This is a genomic window from Bacillus sp. MRMR6, assembly GCF_001940785.1.
Taxonomy (GTDB): domain Bacteria; phylum Bacillota; class Bacilli; order Bacillales; family Cytobacillaceae; genus Neobacillus.
Genome location: NZ_MSLS01000018.1, coordinates 80300 through 97210, shown reverse-complemented (window position 1 = coordinate 97210; position 16911 = coordinate 80300). Strand labels below are relative to the sequence as shown.

Genomic DNA, 16911 nt, shown 5'->3' with positions numbered 1-16911 from the left:
ATCGTGAAGGTTATAAAGAATATAAATCTAATTCAAAGAAATGCGGAAACTGTCCACTTCTTTCCCAATGTACTCGTTCCAAAAATAAGGTAAAGGTAGTAACACGTCATGTTTGGGAAGAGCACAAGGAAAAGGTAAGAGAAAATCGCTTATCTAAGTCTGGAAAAATGCTTTATAAATTTAGAAAGGAAATGGTTGAGCGAAGCTTCGCAGATTCAAAAGAACTGCATGGGCTTCGCTATTGTAGGTTACGCGGATTAAGAAAAGCAAGCGAACAGGCTCTCCTTACGGCAGYGTGCCAAAATATGGAAAAAATTGCCACACACTTAGCTAGGCTTGAAAGAGTGTGTGGCAATACTAAGATATTTGAACCCTGTTGATTTCCGCGGAAGGTGCGTAGACTCCTGCGGGAGTACGGGGCAGTGGGAGACCCCGCAGGAGCGTAGCGACGAGGAGGCTCCCCGGCACGCCCGCGGAAAGCGAAGCACCTGGAGGGGAAATCAACAGGCCTTGGTGCATAGGCAATTAAATCAAAAACAATCAATTTTTAAATCAAACAAAATGAAAAATTGCCGAGAAAACTACCCTTTCTCGACAATCTGAGGAATCACTATTTGTGATTCCTTTTTATGCCTTTTTGTTAAATATGCACTACTACTTGTTCTTTCTCACTTTCTAACTTCACTGGTATTTCTAAGGACACATTTTGAAAGCCTTCAATGTTAACAGTTAATATAGACGAACCAGACTCATAACCCGCCCGGACAATCGCGAGCAACCTTCCTTTATAGGAAGTAAACTCGCCTGTGGTATAGTTCTCAGTCGTTTGCGGTTTACTAGTACCAAATGCTGCAAGTGTGGCTGCTCCTTCAACTTTGGCAGTTGCTTTATACTCAGCAGTTGGAACTAGTCTGCCTTCTCCATCTACCACTTCCACAACTGCATGGACTAGTGACTGACCATCTGCTGTAAGCTGCTCCTTGTCAGGAACAATACGAATACCAGCAGGTTTTCCTGCTGATGTTAGTAAATCAGAGGAAATTTTTTTGCCACCAGTATAACTTATTGCTTCTAAAGTTCCCGGTTCAAAGATAAGGTCAAACGTTGCTATTAATCGGTTTTCTTTACCAGCAGGCTTTCTTCCTAGACTTTTTCCGTTCAAGATCAGTTCCACTTCATCTGCGGCTGAGTAAACATCTACCTGCACAGGTTTGCCCTCATATCCTGCCCAGCTCCAAGAATTTTCACGTTCAGGCCATGCAAATCGACCTAATACTTCTTTCAAACCGCTATTTATAGGATTAGATGAGGCAATAAAGGTCTCCGCGGATCCCCATAAGATCCTTCTGTATGCAAGCTGCGGACGAGCAAAGCCGCAGAGATCAATGTCAGCACCACCGAAAGTACGCCATGGGTATTCAACTATATGGAGTGTCTTATATGCATTAGCAGCTTCCTCTGAATGCTCATAATAATCTTGTCTTCCAAGTCCTACTTCTCCGATGTAGTCGTAACTGGTCCACACAAAATCACCAATCACGTGCGAAAAGCGCTCAGCATCGGTCCAGTAATCAAACATTTCTATCGGTTTACTTTCTGTACTGCAAATCACACGGTTAGGGTAGGTTTTTAATGCGTCTTCGTATTGATAGTTAAGATAGTTATATCCCACGACATCTAACGGTGCTGCAAATGCCTCAGTATACTCGCCCCAAACACTTTTTCCAAATTCTGAATCTAAATTGGTGATACCTCCACCTGTATTCTTTGACTTTTTCATCAGGTCTTGGAAAAATTTCAACTGATCTTCATCCTCGAGCCCGTTAAAGAAGGAAGGCAGTGAATTCGTAATCGGACGGGTCGGATCTAACTCACGTACAAAAGCAGCAAGCTTTGCAGCCCATTGGTAGCCGTTAGATAACCCACCTCGCTCTGGAACCTCATTTCCAGTAGACCACATAATCACACTTGGGTGATTACGATCCCGTAAAATAAACGCTTCCATATCCGTTTTCCAGTTCTGTTCAAAATATTGGCTATAATCATGGGTGTTTTTCTCCATCGTCCAAACATCAAATGCCTCATTAATGACGAGTAAACCTAACTGGTCGCACGCATCCAGCATATCCCTTGACATCGGATTATGAGCAAAGCGAATGGCATTAAACCCATTATCTTTGTGAATTTTCATCTTACGATATTCGCTGTCCTTAAAAGATGCAGCGCCGAGAATACCGTTATCATGGTGGACACAGCCGCCCTTAAGTTTTATGGTTCTGCCGTTAAGCATAAAGCCATTTTTTGTGTCAACGGAAATGGTCCTTATTCCGAATGTGGTACTATCGTTATCTAGAGCCGTTTCTTTATCGGATAATTGGGCATTAATCTTATAAAGATTAGGGGATTCGATATCCCAAAGATCCGCATTTTCAACAGCAATTTTCACCTGACCACTAACCTTTTCTCCAGCAGGTATATGTACCTTAACTCTTCCGATGCCCGCTTCTGTACCACAGTGATCCTTTTTTATTTTTACGTCTACCCACACATTCGTGTCGTCAGCAGTATGATTCTCCACTGTCGTTTCAACGATTACAAATGCAGTACCGTTAACTACATGTGAGGTATCAGCGAAAATTCCCCAAGGAGCTATATGGATTTTTGGAGCTGAAAGAAGATCGACATGGCGATAGATTCCTGAGCCTGTGTACCAGCGGGCATTTGGCTGTGCATCGTTGTTCACTATTACTGCTAGCCTATTCTTTTTACCGGGCTTTATATAAGAAGTAAGGTCAACATGAAACGGTGAGTAACCATAATGGTGTCTGCCCACGACATGTCCATTTAAAGTAATGGTTGGGTTCATATACACCCCGTCGAACTCTACTAATAATCTTTTACTCTCAGAACCTTCTGGAATATCGAGCATCTTTGTATAAGTCCCTATGCCTCCACCGTAATATCCGGTACCTTGCCCACCTGGTGCCTCCGGATATGGATCCGTCTCGATGGTAAAGTCATGCGGCAGATTAACCGTTTTGCCTGTTTGCCCATATCCCGGTATCATGAACGGTTTACCATTTATAAATTCCCACTTTTGGTCAATATTTTCTCTTAACATATAAATCTCCTCCTGTTTTGAAGTTAGATTAAATTCCGGACCTCTTAATATTCCCTAAAAATGATAGACTTTGCTTTGGATATCTAGTTTGAGTGGAGCGATCAACAGCAATCAGGCCAAAAGTTTGGGCATAGCCTAATTGCCACTCAAAATTGTCTAATAATGACCAGTAAGTATAACCAATTACATTAATACCCTCATCAAGACATTGCTGGACACCAGTTAAAGCACGTTCGATAAATTCCACTCTTTCCTCGTCATGATCAGTGGATATACCATTTTCCGTAACAATGATTGGTTTATCCCAGTGTTTAGCAACAAATCTCAATACATTTCCCAATGCCTCTGGATAATACTCATAACCCATTTTAGTTAATCTAGTTGTTTCGTCTGGTTTTACAATGCCATCCGGTCCATGAATTTTTCGCGAATAATTTTGAACACCTAAAAAATCATCCTCTTGAAGGAACGGCAGGTAGTTAAGAAGGTCCTCGTACTGCTCCTTTTCAGCGGATTGTTCTCCACCAGGTAATGCTTGATGATCATAAAGTGAAAAGGTGATTCCAACCTGGATCGAAGGGTTCACTTCCTTGATTACCTTTCTCGCTTTTTCATGGCATTTCATAATGATTAGTTCGCCATTTTCAGTTCGGGGAGCAAGAAAAGTTTGTACTTTCCTAGGGTCAATACCAAAAGCTTCCCCTACAGAACGAAAATAATTTTCCATTTTTTCTTTCATATCAACATTCAGCCCAACCTGTACATCAACACTGTCCTCTTTATTTGCTGAAGTGCTTTCATTACCTGACATTCTTTTCATGATCTTAGCTATTTGTTTTCCCATATTTGCTTCATTGATCGTACAGATGTAAGGAATGAGAACACCTAACTCGGAAACAACATATTTACAATAATCCCCAAAGTACTCGACCGTTGATTCACTTTCCCATCCACCTTCAGTAATCAACCATTTAGGTGATGAAAAGTGATGCAATGTTACAATTGGTGTCACATTGTTTTGGTGACAAAATTCCAGGACTTGTCTATAATGTTCAATTTCATCCTTATTAAAATCGCCTTTTGCTGGTTCTATCCTCGCCCATTCAATTGAAAATCGATAAGTATTCAAGCCTGCTTCGACTAACAACTGAATATCTTCTTTATACCTATGGTAATGATCAACAGCATCTAAAGATGGCTCTTTATACATCGTGCCAGGCACATGCTCCATTGCCCAAAAATCACTGTTAACATTATTTCCTTCTACTTGGTGTGCTGCGGTTGCCGCTCCAATCAAAAATTCATTAGTGAATCTTTTCATAATAGTTCGTTCCCTTCTCTAATGGTTATTCGGCGAATGATTTCTTCGTTTTGCAAGTTCGATTGCAATTTGTTTCTGCTTCTCCTCCGTAATATCAAACCAAGCTACCGATGCTGTAAATAAAAAGATAATTGCTGGAACAATTCCCATTAAAGCTTTTAATCCAAAAATCGTCTCACTGCTTTGCACCGCTCCTGGTACATAGCCAATCCATAACAGGGAAGTAGCTACAATTGAGCCAGAAAAAGCGATAGCAACGACCTGCATAACTCCTTGAAAAGATCCCATGAATCCATTGATATTAACTCCTGACTTCCATTCGGTATAGTCCATCGCTGCTGGGAGCATGGTAGCCTGAGCCGGATTTGCAAACCCCATAAACAAACTTGCAATTGAAGCGGTAGCAAGAAAGATTACCACACCAGCGGAAGTAGCAGGAATGAACATAACAGAAGCCGTGCATACGACGTTCACAAAAGTGCAAGTCAGGACAATCGTTTTTATTCCAAAACGTTTTGTCAGTTTACCACTAAGCATTACACCGATAATGGTTGGAAGTAAGCTCATCATTCCGAATAAAACAATTAGACTCTCAATATGAAAATAGTATTTGAAATAGTGAATCATTATGGCAGCTCTTATTCCACTTGCTAAATTAACCGCAAATATATTTACGTAAATGATCACAGCATTTTTATTTGTAAACACCGCTATACACATTTCCTTGATAGAAGGTTTAATTTCTTCTTTCCTTGTCTTTAGGACATATCTCTCCTTTAAGGAACGCACTTGGAATACAGATACTAATATACAAAATACAGCAATAAACCCCATCAGGATAGAGAATCCCTTAGCATCATTGCCACCGCCAAATGCTTTGTACAAAGGTTGAGCACCTACTGATACAATGATAGCTGCTAATATAACAGTGAAATACGTATATTGCCCCAAGGAAACTCGGTCATCAACCCTTTTCGTAACAGCAGGACCAACAGCACTAAATGGTGCGGCTTTAATAGAATTTAATAGGTTATAAATTAGATAGGTTACCGTTGCATATACTAGTGTGCCATTAGGGCTAAGATTAAAATCCGTAAAGGTTAGCCATCCAAAAATTGCAATCGGTACGCCCAATATCATGTACCAAGGTACGTACTTTCCCCACGGAGTTGTTACTTTATCTACAACAACCCCAAAGACTGGAATTAATGCTGCACTAATAATATTACTAGTAAGTAATAATCCTGCTACATATGCTGGATTAATTCCCATCACATCTGTATAAAAAAATAACAAAAAAATAGAAACCATTTGTGTATGGATTGTTCCAGTCAATCCACCTAGACTGCACGCTATTTTTTCTCTAGTACTAAGCCTTCGGTCTTCTGCAACAGGTTGATGGTTAACGGCATCAACAGCATGCATCTCCTTCTTCCTCCCCTGTTAAACATATTAAAAATAGTTTAAATGTGCGGCTGTATTTGATATTTAACAAACACTTCCCTCTTTCTTGTTTTCTTAATAGCCTAATAGTAACAGCGTATAAGAATTCAATATGGTATTTTGGTATTTTTTTTAGTATTATTAATAGATAATTAAAATGGTCGTTGGGTTAGGAGCTGATTATGGATGAACACAAATATGGAAACGATTAAAAATAGGTGCAATCTCGTTGCAGATACATTTGAATTACCCGTTTTCTTCATTAATCCAGATGGAAAAGTGATCTATGAGAACTTAAAGAATCAGTTGTTAAACCCTTTATATGAAAACCAGAAAGAGAAATTTTTTAACCCATTACGCTTTGACGCTAGTCAAGAACACCTATTTCCAGTTATCAGGAAATCTGTATTTTCAGAGAAATATATACTAATTAGTGTTTTCAAAAATAAAGTCTTGGAAGGAACCGTGATAACGGGACCTTCTCTATCCTTTCCATTATCTGAAGACAGAATTAGTGGGATCATCAATGACTCACGAGCATTCTTTTACCGTGAAAAAGTTCTTCAATATTATAGAGCTTTACCTGTTATAGGGGCTGAGAAACTTATAAATATAAGTGTATTTATCAATCACTTGTTTAATAATCAAGTACTTTCTCCTAAATCAATTGTAATGGAGAATTCTAAGTTAACTGATAACAATAATATTGAAGAAGTAAACTTAGTTGTTTCTCAGCATTTACAGTCCAATGCCTTTCATCATGATCGACTATTTGAAAAGAAAATCTTGTACATTATAAGAGAAGGAAGAGTCGAGGAATTATCAACGCTATCTTTAATTAAAGAAGAAGAAGTTGCTAGTATCCTATCTAAGTCTAGTTATCTCCGTTCTATAAAAAACCATATTATTACCCTTATCACATTGGTTTCTAGAGCCTCCATTGAGGGAGGCCTCCATGAGGAAATTGCCTTTTCCTTACATGATCGCTATATTCAACAAGTGGAAGAATTACATCGGTTAGATGAAGTGAGAAGTTTAGCGAGAGACGTTCTTTATACCTTTGCTGAGAAAGTTAAACAAGTGAAGGATGAAAAATATTCGAAAACAATTACTGCCTGTAAAGACTATATTTTCAAACATATTTACGATGAAATTAATCATTTAGAAATAGCCAAATACGTTGACCTAAGTCCTAAGTACTTGTCCGCACTGTTTAAAAAGGAAGTTGGCATTACAATAAGCGAGTATATGCAACAAACTAAAATTGATGAGGTGAAAAAGTTACTAGCCTACAGTAAAACCCCCATATCGGAAATATGTTCGTTACTTCATTTTAATGATCAAAGTTACCTTACAAAGGTTTTTAAAAAGGTTGTTGGCATGACTCCAAAGCAATTTAGGGAAAGACACCATCTGTTGGATAAAAAATAACCTTACACTGGTCTGTAGGGTTATTTCTTTTGTCATTAATTTTGAAAGGTTGATCGTGTTATTCTTTCTTGTAATTTATTTAAATAAATATCTTGATCAATAGGAAATGTAATCGTTTGGTTTTCCCAGGATGATAAATAGATGGCGTTTATTAATTCTAACGCCTTTAAACCCTCTTCCCCTGGTGCAATTAATGGGGTATTAAACAGGATTGCATCAATCCAATTTTGAATGATTCCCTTATGGCCTAGGTAATCTCCGCTTACAGAAACTTCATTTTTTATATATTGTGGTGTTTCGAATCCTGCTGTATTCGCCACATTAAATACTCTTTCTGATTCTTTTAATCTGTAAAAGGTTAGTGAATCACCCTCTATCACTATTTTCCCAAGTTCACCTGCAATTTCAAATCGATTGGTTCCAGGTGCTTCACCTGTTGAAGCGATAATGACCCCCGTTGCACCGTTTTCATATTCAATATAGGCGGTAACGTCATCTTCTACCTCAATTGCATGATATTTTCCAGTATGACAGAAAGCATGGACACGCTTCGGTATTAAACCAGTGGTCCAAAGTAATAAATCTATTTGGTGAGCAGCTTGGTTTAAAAGGACACCGCCTCCTTCTCCTCCCCAGGTTCCTCGCCATTCATTTGAATCATAATAGCTTTGTGATCGATACCAATCTGTAATGGTCCAATTTGTCCGCTTAATTTCACCTAATTCACCTAGCTGAATGAGATGACATAATTTTTGAAAAAGTGGATTTGTCCTTTGATTATTCATGATTGCAAAAACCTTTCCACTTCTGCTGGCTATTTCGTTCATTTCTATGACATTTTTAGTGTATACACCAGCTGGTTTTTCAAGAAGTACATGCTTCCCCTTTCTAAAAGCCTTTTTTGCCAATTCTGGATGACTATAATGGGGTGTAGCAATAATAACTGCATCAATGCCAGAATCATTAAAAAGAGATTCTTCATCCTTAAAAAATTGTACCTTGTTTGTCAGGTTACCGTTGAGCCAGTTCATTTGTTCTTTCCGACCACAAACTGCTGTTAATTCTGCCCCTTTAATTAGTCCCTTAGCTAACTGTTGTGCATGGGATTTCCCCATATTACCTAATCCAATCACACCAACTTTAACTTTGCTCACTTTATCACCTCTTTCAATATGAATCTCTAATAAAAATAGAGCCTTTTTAGGMTCTATAAAACTTTCATAAACAAAGACTGTATAAAAAATTAACTAACTTTTGCCTCTTCACGACGAGCTCTTAATACATCTTGAATTTCTTCCATTTTTGCTTTATCTAAGATGTAGTATTTCATGGCAACTAGTGATGCAATCCATGCCAGCATGAGGAAACCAATATATAATAGCATCGTCACCCAGAAGATCGTCTCAGAATAAGGAGTATTTAAGTCTGGAAAGGCTGCTTTAAAACCAATCATTGCCATCATTAAGCCCACAACTGTTTGTGCTAATGAAGATACCATCTTGTCAACGAATGAATAGGTTGTAGCGACGATACCAGGTGCAAAACGACCTGTTCTATAGGTTTCGTAATCAATAATATCCGGGACCATCGGAGAAACCAGTCCAGAAGAAAGATAACGAACTCCGCCACCGATTAAGAATAACGCTACAAAAGCAACCGTCATGAAATTCAAGTTACCAGAACCAATCTGTTTCGGATCACCTAACCATAAGAGTAAGAACATGGCACTAAAACTAATGATACAGCCCCACGTTGCCATGACAAAACCCTTTTTCGTACCAAACTTCGTAGCATAACGAATACCGAACAGGATTACTAGGATATTTGGGATTAGTGCAATTCCCGACAGTGTGCCAAAGAATCCATAATTACCAATAATAATACCGAATAACATAAGATTAACCACTTGGTTACCAGCAATTTGCAAGCTAAGCTTATCAGTTGTTGCTGCCAAAACAAACATTTGTAATGGTCGATTTCCCTTTAATATTGGCCACATATCTTTAAATGAAATATTTTGTGCACTACCATCACCAAAGTTTTCAATACGGTCCTTCGACCAGATTGCGATGGTTGCTAGTGTATAGGCAACTCCTGCAAAAACAGCTGCAGTAATCGCGAACTCTTGAAATAGACCTGGATTACTAAATCCTTGATATTTTGGTGCCAAAACCTTTGATAAATAAATCGAACCTAATGCAAAGAAAGTCGTTGAATACACCACTTGGAACCCGCCTAATACAGGTCGCTGTGCGGGATCATTGGTTAAAACAGCAAGTCCAGCACTGTTGGCGACCCCAACAAACGTGTAGCCTATAATATAAAAAACATATAGGAAAATAAAGTAAATCATCCGCATGCCTTCAGGAACTGTATGTGAGGTAAAGAACATCACAAGCACAGAACTTGCCATTATTAAATAGCCCAGGATGAAAAATGGTCTCACCTTACCTAGTTTCCCATTTGTCTTATCAATAACAACACCAATAATGGGATCCGTAATACTATCAAAAACCCTAGAACCTGTAATAATGATTGAAGCAACGACAGTACCCAGCCCTACAATACCAGCTGCATAAAAGGATACCAACATCATGACAAACATAAATGCATTTTGTCCTACGTTCCCAATAGGATACAGTGCCAACTGCCAAAGCTTAGCACGGTTAAATTTTTTCTCTCTTTCTAATTTTTCTGCTGCTCTTTTCTCTTTAGCTGTTAATTTCGTTTCGCTAGACATTACTATTCCCCCCTACTTTTTTCTAAAATCAACATGGATCAAATATGTTATCGCTTTCCTTTCAAAGGCACGATACATTCTTTGTTGATATACATTCATTATAAAAGCGTTTCCAACGTCTTTATATAGCGTTTCTTTAACTTTACATAGCGTTATCTAAACTATTAATCATTCTATCGGATGGCTTTCATATAATATTATTGTTTTCTCTAACTATGGTGACTTCCTATATAAAAAATGATGCCCCAAAGCCTAAGTGAATGACACTTGGTTTTGGGGCATCCGTTCTTGAAACTGTTACTTTACAGAATCATACCATTCATTTACTTCTTTTGTGACTTCATCTCCGCCACGTGAATACCAGTTCTCAACAAAATCATCAAAAGCCTCAATGGGCTTTTTACCGTAAATGATATCAATAAATGTTTCCATTTCCATCTTTTTAAGCATTTCCCATCTGCGTGACATCGTTGGGGTTGTAGGACCTTGAAAAAACTCCGGTATATCTGCAAATGCCTGCTCTGATGCTATTTTTATTGCCTCCCTAGAAATTAATTCTAGCGGGCCCATACCCAAATCTCCATTGCCAGCTAAGGCTGCATAGTCATGGGTAGTTAGTTTCTCTCCTCTTGCATGTTTTAAGCTGGCTTCTACGCGTTTTGAATTATAAATAGGCGGGCTTCCTGTTAGCATATATTTTGCCGTAAGAGCTCGTCCACCTGGAATCACTTCATTGGTCGTTAAAGCTCTCCCATCCTGAATTACATAATCATAGCCTTCCTGAAAATCCTTGAAAAGGAATGGATTTTCACTTTCATAGATAGAAAATAGTGTATTTTGATAGTGAAAAAACGCTCTTAATGCCTCTTCAGAGATATTTTTGTTGATGAAAATCCCACCAAGATAAGGGTTATCCACCGTCCGCATGATTTTTCCATCCACTCCTTCTGGCAGGGGGTATGGTTTATAGATTACACCCGGATTTGACTGTAATATACTTGTTGAATACGTATTTAGCCAATTTGGTCCGCCCATGATGCCAACCTTGTCAGATAAAATCTGTGCTGTCAACGTGTTAAAATTGTCGAGTGCAAGCTCTTCAGAAATATATCCTTTTTTCTTCCATTCTCTAAGTTTTATTAATGCATCCTTGACTCCTGGTTKAACAGACCCAAATGTAAGCCTTCCATCTTCTCCGGGGTACCATCTATCTGGTACAGCTCCAAACATTCCGAATACCCAAGATGGATTACCTATTGGGTTTGCAGAAAAATCAGGATTAGCGGCTAGGGCAAGTGGTATTGTATCGTTTATACCGTTGCCATCTGGATCCTGAGTGGCAAATGCGTGCATGAGTGCTTCAAGTTCTTCTATAGTGGTAGGAGTTTCAAGTCCAAATTTATCAAGCCAATCTTGACGAATCCACATGACGGGCTGTGTCCCCTGAAATTCGTGTATAATCGGAATTGCATATTTTTTTCCCTCACGAGTAAATGGCCACCAACCTTGAGGTGATATTTCAGCCATTGCTGCTTTATAGGTTTCAGAAGCATACTTTTCGAAGGCTTCCCCCACACCCATTACTAAATCTGACTCTACTAACATTTCAATTAACTGTTCATCTAATGAGATAAACATATCAGGTAATTCCTGACCAGCGGCTATTACAAGTTTGATTCTTTCCTCGTAAGATTGATCAATACGGGGTGAGTGCCATAATACCTCAAAGTTGATACCTAGATGTTCCTTTGCCCATCTAGTGTGAACATTATCAGAAAAAGACTCTCCTTCTCTAAATTTAGTATTAGGCAACTCAGCTAGAACGGTTGTAACGGTAACAGCTGGAGTAATCCTTCCATCCACAATGGTTATTTCTTCTATATTTCTATTACCACTATCAGTTAGTGAATTTACTCCATTTTTGATTTCATCCTTATTACTGCATCCAGCTAAAGAACTACCTAGAAAAAAAACGATGGATATTACGATTAGGCTCCACTTCATATTCATACTTTTCCCCTTGCTTTTTTTCAGACTTAGCCTTTCCTATCCCGATATTTCTGAGGAGTACACCCGTAATGCTTCTTAAACACCTTAATAAAGTGGGACTGCGAAAAGAAGCCAAGTTCATTGCCGACATCTGCTATTTTAAGTTTGCTATTACGAAGTAGGAAATCTGCCCGCTTCATACGTACTTGATAGATATAATCTCCTATTGTTTCATTTGTCATATTCTTATAGACTTTTGATAAATAAACTGGATGTAAGCATACCTTATTGGCTATCGTCTGTAATGACATATCTTCAGATAAATTTTCATGTATATAGGACCTAACAGCTGCGATAATTCTCATTTGTGAGTCATCAACATGGACAGATTTTTGTTTTTTGAAATTTTCAATCCAGTCTTCTGCCCAAGCAAATATGCGCTGTTTAGTAATCATACTCCTTTTTCGCATAAAGAGATGGAATTCTACTCCTAGGTGCTCCTCTATCGATTGATCACCTGTTACGTATAAAGAAGAAAAGGATGAGGAAAGGTGGAGTAAAACCCTGAATAAATAGTCTTGGGAATGTTCTTGTTTTGAATCATTAACCGTTAAAAATTGCGAAATTCTTGCAATCGCTCCATCCCAATCTTCTGCTTGCAATAATGTTAGAATGGTCGGTGCTTCATGTAAATTTACCGTATGTTCTATCTTCAAACTATTAGGTAAATCCTTTACTGTATTAAAATCCACCTCGTATTTGCCCGCATTATGCTTTATTAATTCAATCAATGTTTGATATCTATTCCTTACATCATAGGGAAAGATGCCAACATTGCTTGAACATATGCTGAGGGAGCCTTTTAAGAAGGTTCGAACATATTCTTGAATCTTTTCCGCATAAGAATTTGCTAATTTTAAGTTATCCCGGTTTTTACTTTTAATCAAAAACACAATATATCCTTGATCGGTGATACAATTCCACAATTCAAACAGGTCTTGAAATACCTCTTCTGCAATATTATTAACTGCAAATTCAACTAATGATATCGACTGAAGTTCATACCCTGAAAATCCCTCTTCTAATCGAATAACGAGCATCGTAAATAAATCATCTAGTTTAAAGGAATCAAGGAGTGCTAGTTTTTTTCCTAAACCCATGTGATCACTTGTTTCATTTTCTAGCAAATCATTAAGTATCTGGCTTTTCAACATTGGCATATTTAGATCTAATGTATGCTTGATCTGTTGAATAGAGATGGTTTCCTTTACCTCCTTGTCAATCGTCCGAACAAGATTTTCAACTGTTTTTATCAATTGTCTAATGTTTACTGGTTTGAGTAAGTAATCGATTGTTTGCTGTCGAATTGCCTTTTGTGCATACTTAAAATCATCATATCCTGATATAATAATCGTTTTTAATCTTGGACAAATTGTTCTCATTTTTTCATTTAAATCAAAACCATTCATTTCAGGCATTTGGATATCCGTAATCATGATATCAATGGTTTGTTCTGCAGCAATTTGCAAAGCTTCTTGTGCTGAATATGCTCGATGCACCGCTTTAATTCCATAATCATCCCACGGAATAGTAAGAGCAAGACTATCGACCACAGAGGTTTCATCATCAACGATTATTAATTGACACATACGGTAAACCTCCTTCAAAATTGTCGATTGGCCAAGACAATATAACACACAAACCGCCTAAGGTACTTCTCTTGATCTCCATTCCAGCAGGATTTTCAAAATGGATGGCCATCCTCTGTTTAATATTCCATAATGCACACCCGATGGTATCGTCCAGTGGTTGTTTCATTTGTTCAAGTAGTTTCCGTATTTCTTCCTCTGACATTCCTCTACCGTTATCTTCAACCATAATACGATACAGGTTATCCTCTTTGACTCCAGTAATTCGAATAAATCCTGCTCCCTGTTTCTTTTCGATCCCATGAACAACACTATTCTCGACCAAAGGCTGTATGAGAAGCTTTGGAATAAGCAGAGACCGCATCGAATCTGGAATGTCAATTTCAAAATTTAGACGCTTCATTCTTAGTTGCTGAATAGTAAGGTAATTCTCTACAACACCCATTTCTTTATCAAGTGGGGTTATTGGTTCATCTAGCCTAGTTGAGTATCGGAAATAATCTGCTAAGTTATGTGTCATTGCCTCAACGGCTTCATCATTCCTGAGACGATTCATATTGTTAATAAAAAACAAGCAGTTATAAAGAAAATGGGGATTGATTTGTGCCTGTAGCGTCTTAATCATCGCGTCCCTTGAAATAACCTTTTCTTTATAAACCCTTTCTACTAAATTCTCGATCTCTTCAACCATTTCATTGAAATTTTTATAAAGCATATCAAATTCATTATTACTTTTTCGACTAATCCGGTAAGAATAGTCACCATCCGTAATTTGTCTTATTCCTTTTATCATACTGATAATCGGAACCTGCACTTTTCTATATAGATAGATTAGCGTAATAATGCTAGCTAATAAGAGAAACGCACATGTTGCATAAAAGATCCGTTTCGTATGAACAATTGGCTGGAGAACTTCATCTAAAGGTAAATAATCAATTAAGTACCAGTCTAAAGTCTTGGAACGAACAAAGTTGACCATATAGTCTGTTTCACCTATTTTGATAATATCTGTACCCTCGTCACGATTAACCAAATAGGGGGAAAGCGTTAACAATAAATCGTTCATGATTTCTTTGTCCGAATCTTCATGCATAATAACCGACTTCCCAACTTGAAAGAAAAACGGATGATTGTTTTCAATTCTAGCGTTGTCCACAACCTGCTGTAAATTGTTCTTTGGAAAGGTTATACGAATAGTAAATTCATCATTACTACGGTAGGTTTCGAAACGCTGTTTGGGTGAATGAAAGGTCCAAAGAGAGCCATCGTCCTCTGCAGCTGGAGGATTTATATCATTCGTACCAATCCATTTGTTGATCAAGTGAGAATAGATAGAGGTTTCATGGTTCCATCCTTGTGAAAACCTATGGATATTCAGCATGTTCTCGACTTCTGACCTTAATTTAATTTGTTCATATGTATCAATCAGATCAATAGATGAAAGCAGTTTAATGTTTGGATTTACTTCTATAGAGATGGCTAACATACTTAATTGGTTAACACTCTCATCCACATTGTTTACGGATTGACGTAGTCGATTAAGATTATTTTCTTGAATATCAGTTCGAACAGTCGCCAGGCTAGTATTAATAATTACTGTATACATGATCATTACCGTTGTGATAGAAATAAATATTAAGAGAAGTACTGTGTAAAAAGTACGATAATGTGTTAGCATGTAGCACTCCTTTTCACTAGATGATGCTTTTTTCATTATTCTAATAGAATTCTAGTTAAAAAGATATGAATGTAGAGTAATGGGATATTTTTCATAACTTTCTGTTTTATCATTTATCTACCATAGTAATTGTGTATATTACTTCCTTATCTTCATTATTTATAGTATTTTGGTATTTTATTTGTTTCAATGGTACGTGAAAAACAAATAAAATAAAAAGAAACTCTCCTTTTCTTCTGAAGAGTTTCTTAGCAAAAGTTTTATTTGAAACGGAATACTATTCACATGGAAAAACGATCCCCCATTCCGATCGTAGTCCATCCATAAGCTTCATGGTTTCAAGCGTTTCATCAAGCGGCATAATAGAACTTTCTTTCAAACCCAGATCAAGACAGCGCATGACTTCTTCTACCTCATATTCATAGCCATTGATCCTGTAGGGGATGGAAATTTCCTTAACCCCCTGAGAATTATGAAGACAAATCACTTGAGCACCATGAAAAGGTGGTAAAACCTCAATATACCCATCAGTACCAGTCACTGTTGCTTTCATGGGTCCGAAGCGATCGATGCCAAAACTTAACTCGGCCTTTTCACCTGTACTCCAATGGAAGGTTACTGTATCTACCCCGTCAACCCCGGTTGATGTCATGATACATTCTGATGTAATAGAGTCAGGGAACCTTCCCAAAATTAAATTGGCGAAAGATATGGGATAAATTCCAAGATCAAGAAGTGCTCCCCCTCCAAACTCAGGTAATCTAAGCACTGAATCGGGCTCACAAACAAATGAAAAGTCCGCTTCAATTTTTTTCACCTGGCCAATACAGCCCTCATCAATCCATTCCTTGACCTTTATGATATTCGGGTTATACCTCATCCACATGGCTTCCATTAAAAATACATCGTTTTGGCGTGCGATGGAAATTAGTTCTTCAGCCTGTTCTGCATTGACCGTCAACGGCTTCTCACATAACACCGCTTTTCCTTTAGATAGTGCCAGCTTTGCTGTTTCCAGATGCTGCGATTTAAGATTAGCTATAAAAACCACATCTACAGCAGAATCATTCACCATCTCCTCATAGGAACCATATACTTTTTCTACTTTATGTTTCTCTGAAAAGGTCCTTGCCCTTTCCAATGAACGTGATGCAACAGCATAAAGCTCTGAGCCCTCAGTGCCCTTAATCGCTTCCGCCAATTTTTTAGCAATATTACCTGGACCAATAATCCCCCACTTTAAATCAGTATTAAAACCATCTCTTCTATAATTTTGAACACTTTCTACAATTATTGTTTCTATTCCTGATTCTTCTAATTTCTCTAGGTCCTCGATACATTCTTTTAACTGTTTAGGAGAAATGTTTGACTGCGGAAAACCTGACATTACTTTAAGTGTAAATCCTTGAGCCAGTTCAAGCCTTGGAGCGGATGTGAACCCTGGAAAATGTTTTTCCAATACAGCCTTTGCTGCTTCACTCTTTAATAATTGACCTATTCTAGTATTTTCCGAAAATGGCATAATAGACAACCTTCCCA

The 16911-nt window shown here is 37.9% G+C and carries 11 protein-coding genes; 2 read left to right on the top strand and 9 right to left on the bottom strand.

From position 1 onward, the window contains the following. Window positions 1–380, top strand: a 380-nt coding sequence (locus BTR25_RS16690) for a transposase (protein ID WP_175596811.1), incomplete at its 5' end; no start/stop codon positions are given. A gap of 260 nt (window positions 381–640) precedes the next feature. Here the strand turns inward: BTR25_RS16690 and BTR25_RS16685 are convergent. The 3 genes from BTR25_RS16685 to BTR25_RS16675 are packed head-to-tail and all read right to left on the bottom strand — an operon-like array spanning window position 641 to window position 5867. After that, the gene (locus BTR25_RS16685) at window positions 641–3121 is read right to left on the bottom strand and encodes a glycoside hydrolase family 2 TIM barrel-domain containing protein (protein ID WP_075689172.1); all 2481 of its coding nucleotides are present in this window, start codon (window positions 3119–3121) and stop codon (window positions 641–643) included. 28 nt (window positions 3122–3149) lie between these two features. Continuing rightward, window positions 3150–4442 (bottom strand): glycoside hydrolase family 1 protein, encoded by a 1293-nt coding sequence (locus BTR25_RS16680; protein ID WP_075689171.1) that lies wholly within the window; start codon window positions 4440–4442, stop codon window positions 3150–3152. An 18-nt stretch (window positions 4443–4460) separates the two neighbouring features. Beyond that, entirely contained in the window at window positions 4461–5867 is a 1407-nt protein-coding gene (locus BTR25_RS16675) for an MFS transporter (RefSeq protein ID WP_075689170.1), read from the bottom strand. A gap of 204 nt (window positions 5868–6071) precedes the next feature. On the opposite strand from BTR25_RS16675, the gene BTR25_RS16670 reads away from it, so the two are divergent. Then, window positions 6072–7316, top strand: a complete 1245-nt coding sequence (locus tag BTR25_RS16670; RefSeq protein ID WP_075689169.1) for a helix-turn-helix domain-containing protein — start codon at window positions 6072–6074, stop codon at window positions 7314–7316. Window positions 7317–7351: 35 nt separating this feature from the next. On the opposite strand, the gene BTR25_RS16665 is transcribed toward BTR25_RS16670, so the two are convergent. The 6 genes from BTR25_RS16665 to BTR25_RS16640 form a co-directional block, all read right to left on the bottom strand. Then, window positions 7352–8470 (bottom strand): Gfo/Idh/MocA family protein, encoded by a 1119-nt coding sequence (locus BTR25_RS16665; protein ID WP_075689168.1) that lies wholly within the window; start codon window positions 8468–8470, stop codon window positions 7352–7354. Between the two features lie 89 nt (window positions 8471–8559). Then, window positions 8560–10056 (bottom strand): MFS transporter, encoded by a 1497-nt coding sequence (locus BTR25_RS16660; protein WP_083652436.1) that lies wholly within the window; start codon window positions 10054–10056, stop codon window positions 8560–8562. A gap of 297 nt (window positions 10057–10353) precedes the next feature. Then, a complete protein-coding gene (locus BTR25_RS16655) occupies window positions 10354–12066 on the bottom strand; it encodes a type 2 periplasmic-binding domain-containing protein (RefSeq protein ID WP_075689167.1) in 1713 nt (570 codons plus the stop codon). Window positions 12067–12092: 26 nt separating this feature from the next. Beyond that, window positions 12093–13694 carry a response regulator gene (locus tag BTR25_RS16650; protein WP_075689166.1) on the bottom strand — a complete coding sequence of 534 codons (1602 nt, stop codon included), beginning with the start codon at window positions 13692–13694 and terminating at the stop codon, window positions 12093–12095. Continuing rightward, window positions 13672–15372: a sensor histidine kinase gene (locus BTR25_RS16645; protein ID WP_075689165.1), complete on the bottom strand. Its 1701-nt coding sequence runs from the start codon at window positions 15370–15372 to the stop codon at window positions 13672–13674. The genes BTR25_RS16650 and BTR25_RS16645 overlap by 23 nt, the downstream gene beginning before the upstream one ends. Window positions 15373–15649: 277 nt before the next feature. Continuing rightward, on the bottom strand, window positions 15650–16894 hold the full coding sequence (locus tag BTR25_RS16640; RefSeq protein ID WP_175596810.1) for a Gfo/Idh/MocA family protein: 1245 nt from the start codon (window positions 16892–16894) through the stop codon (window positions 15650–15652). Between the last annotated feature and the right edge of the window lie 17 nt (window positions 16895–16911).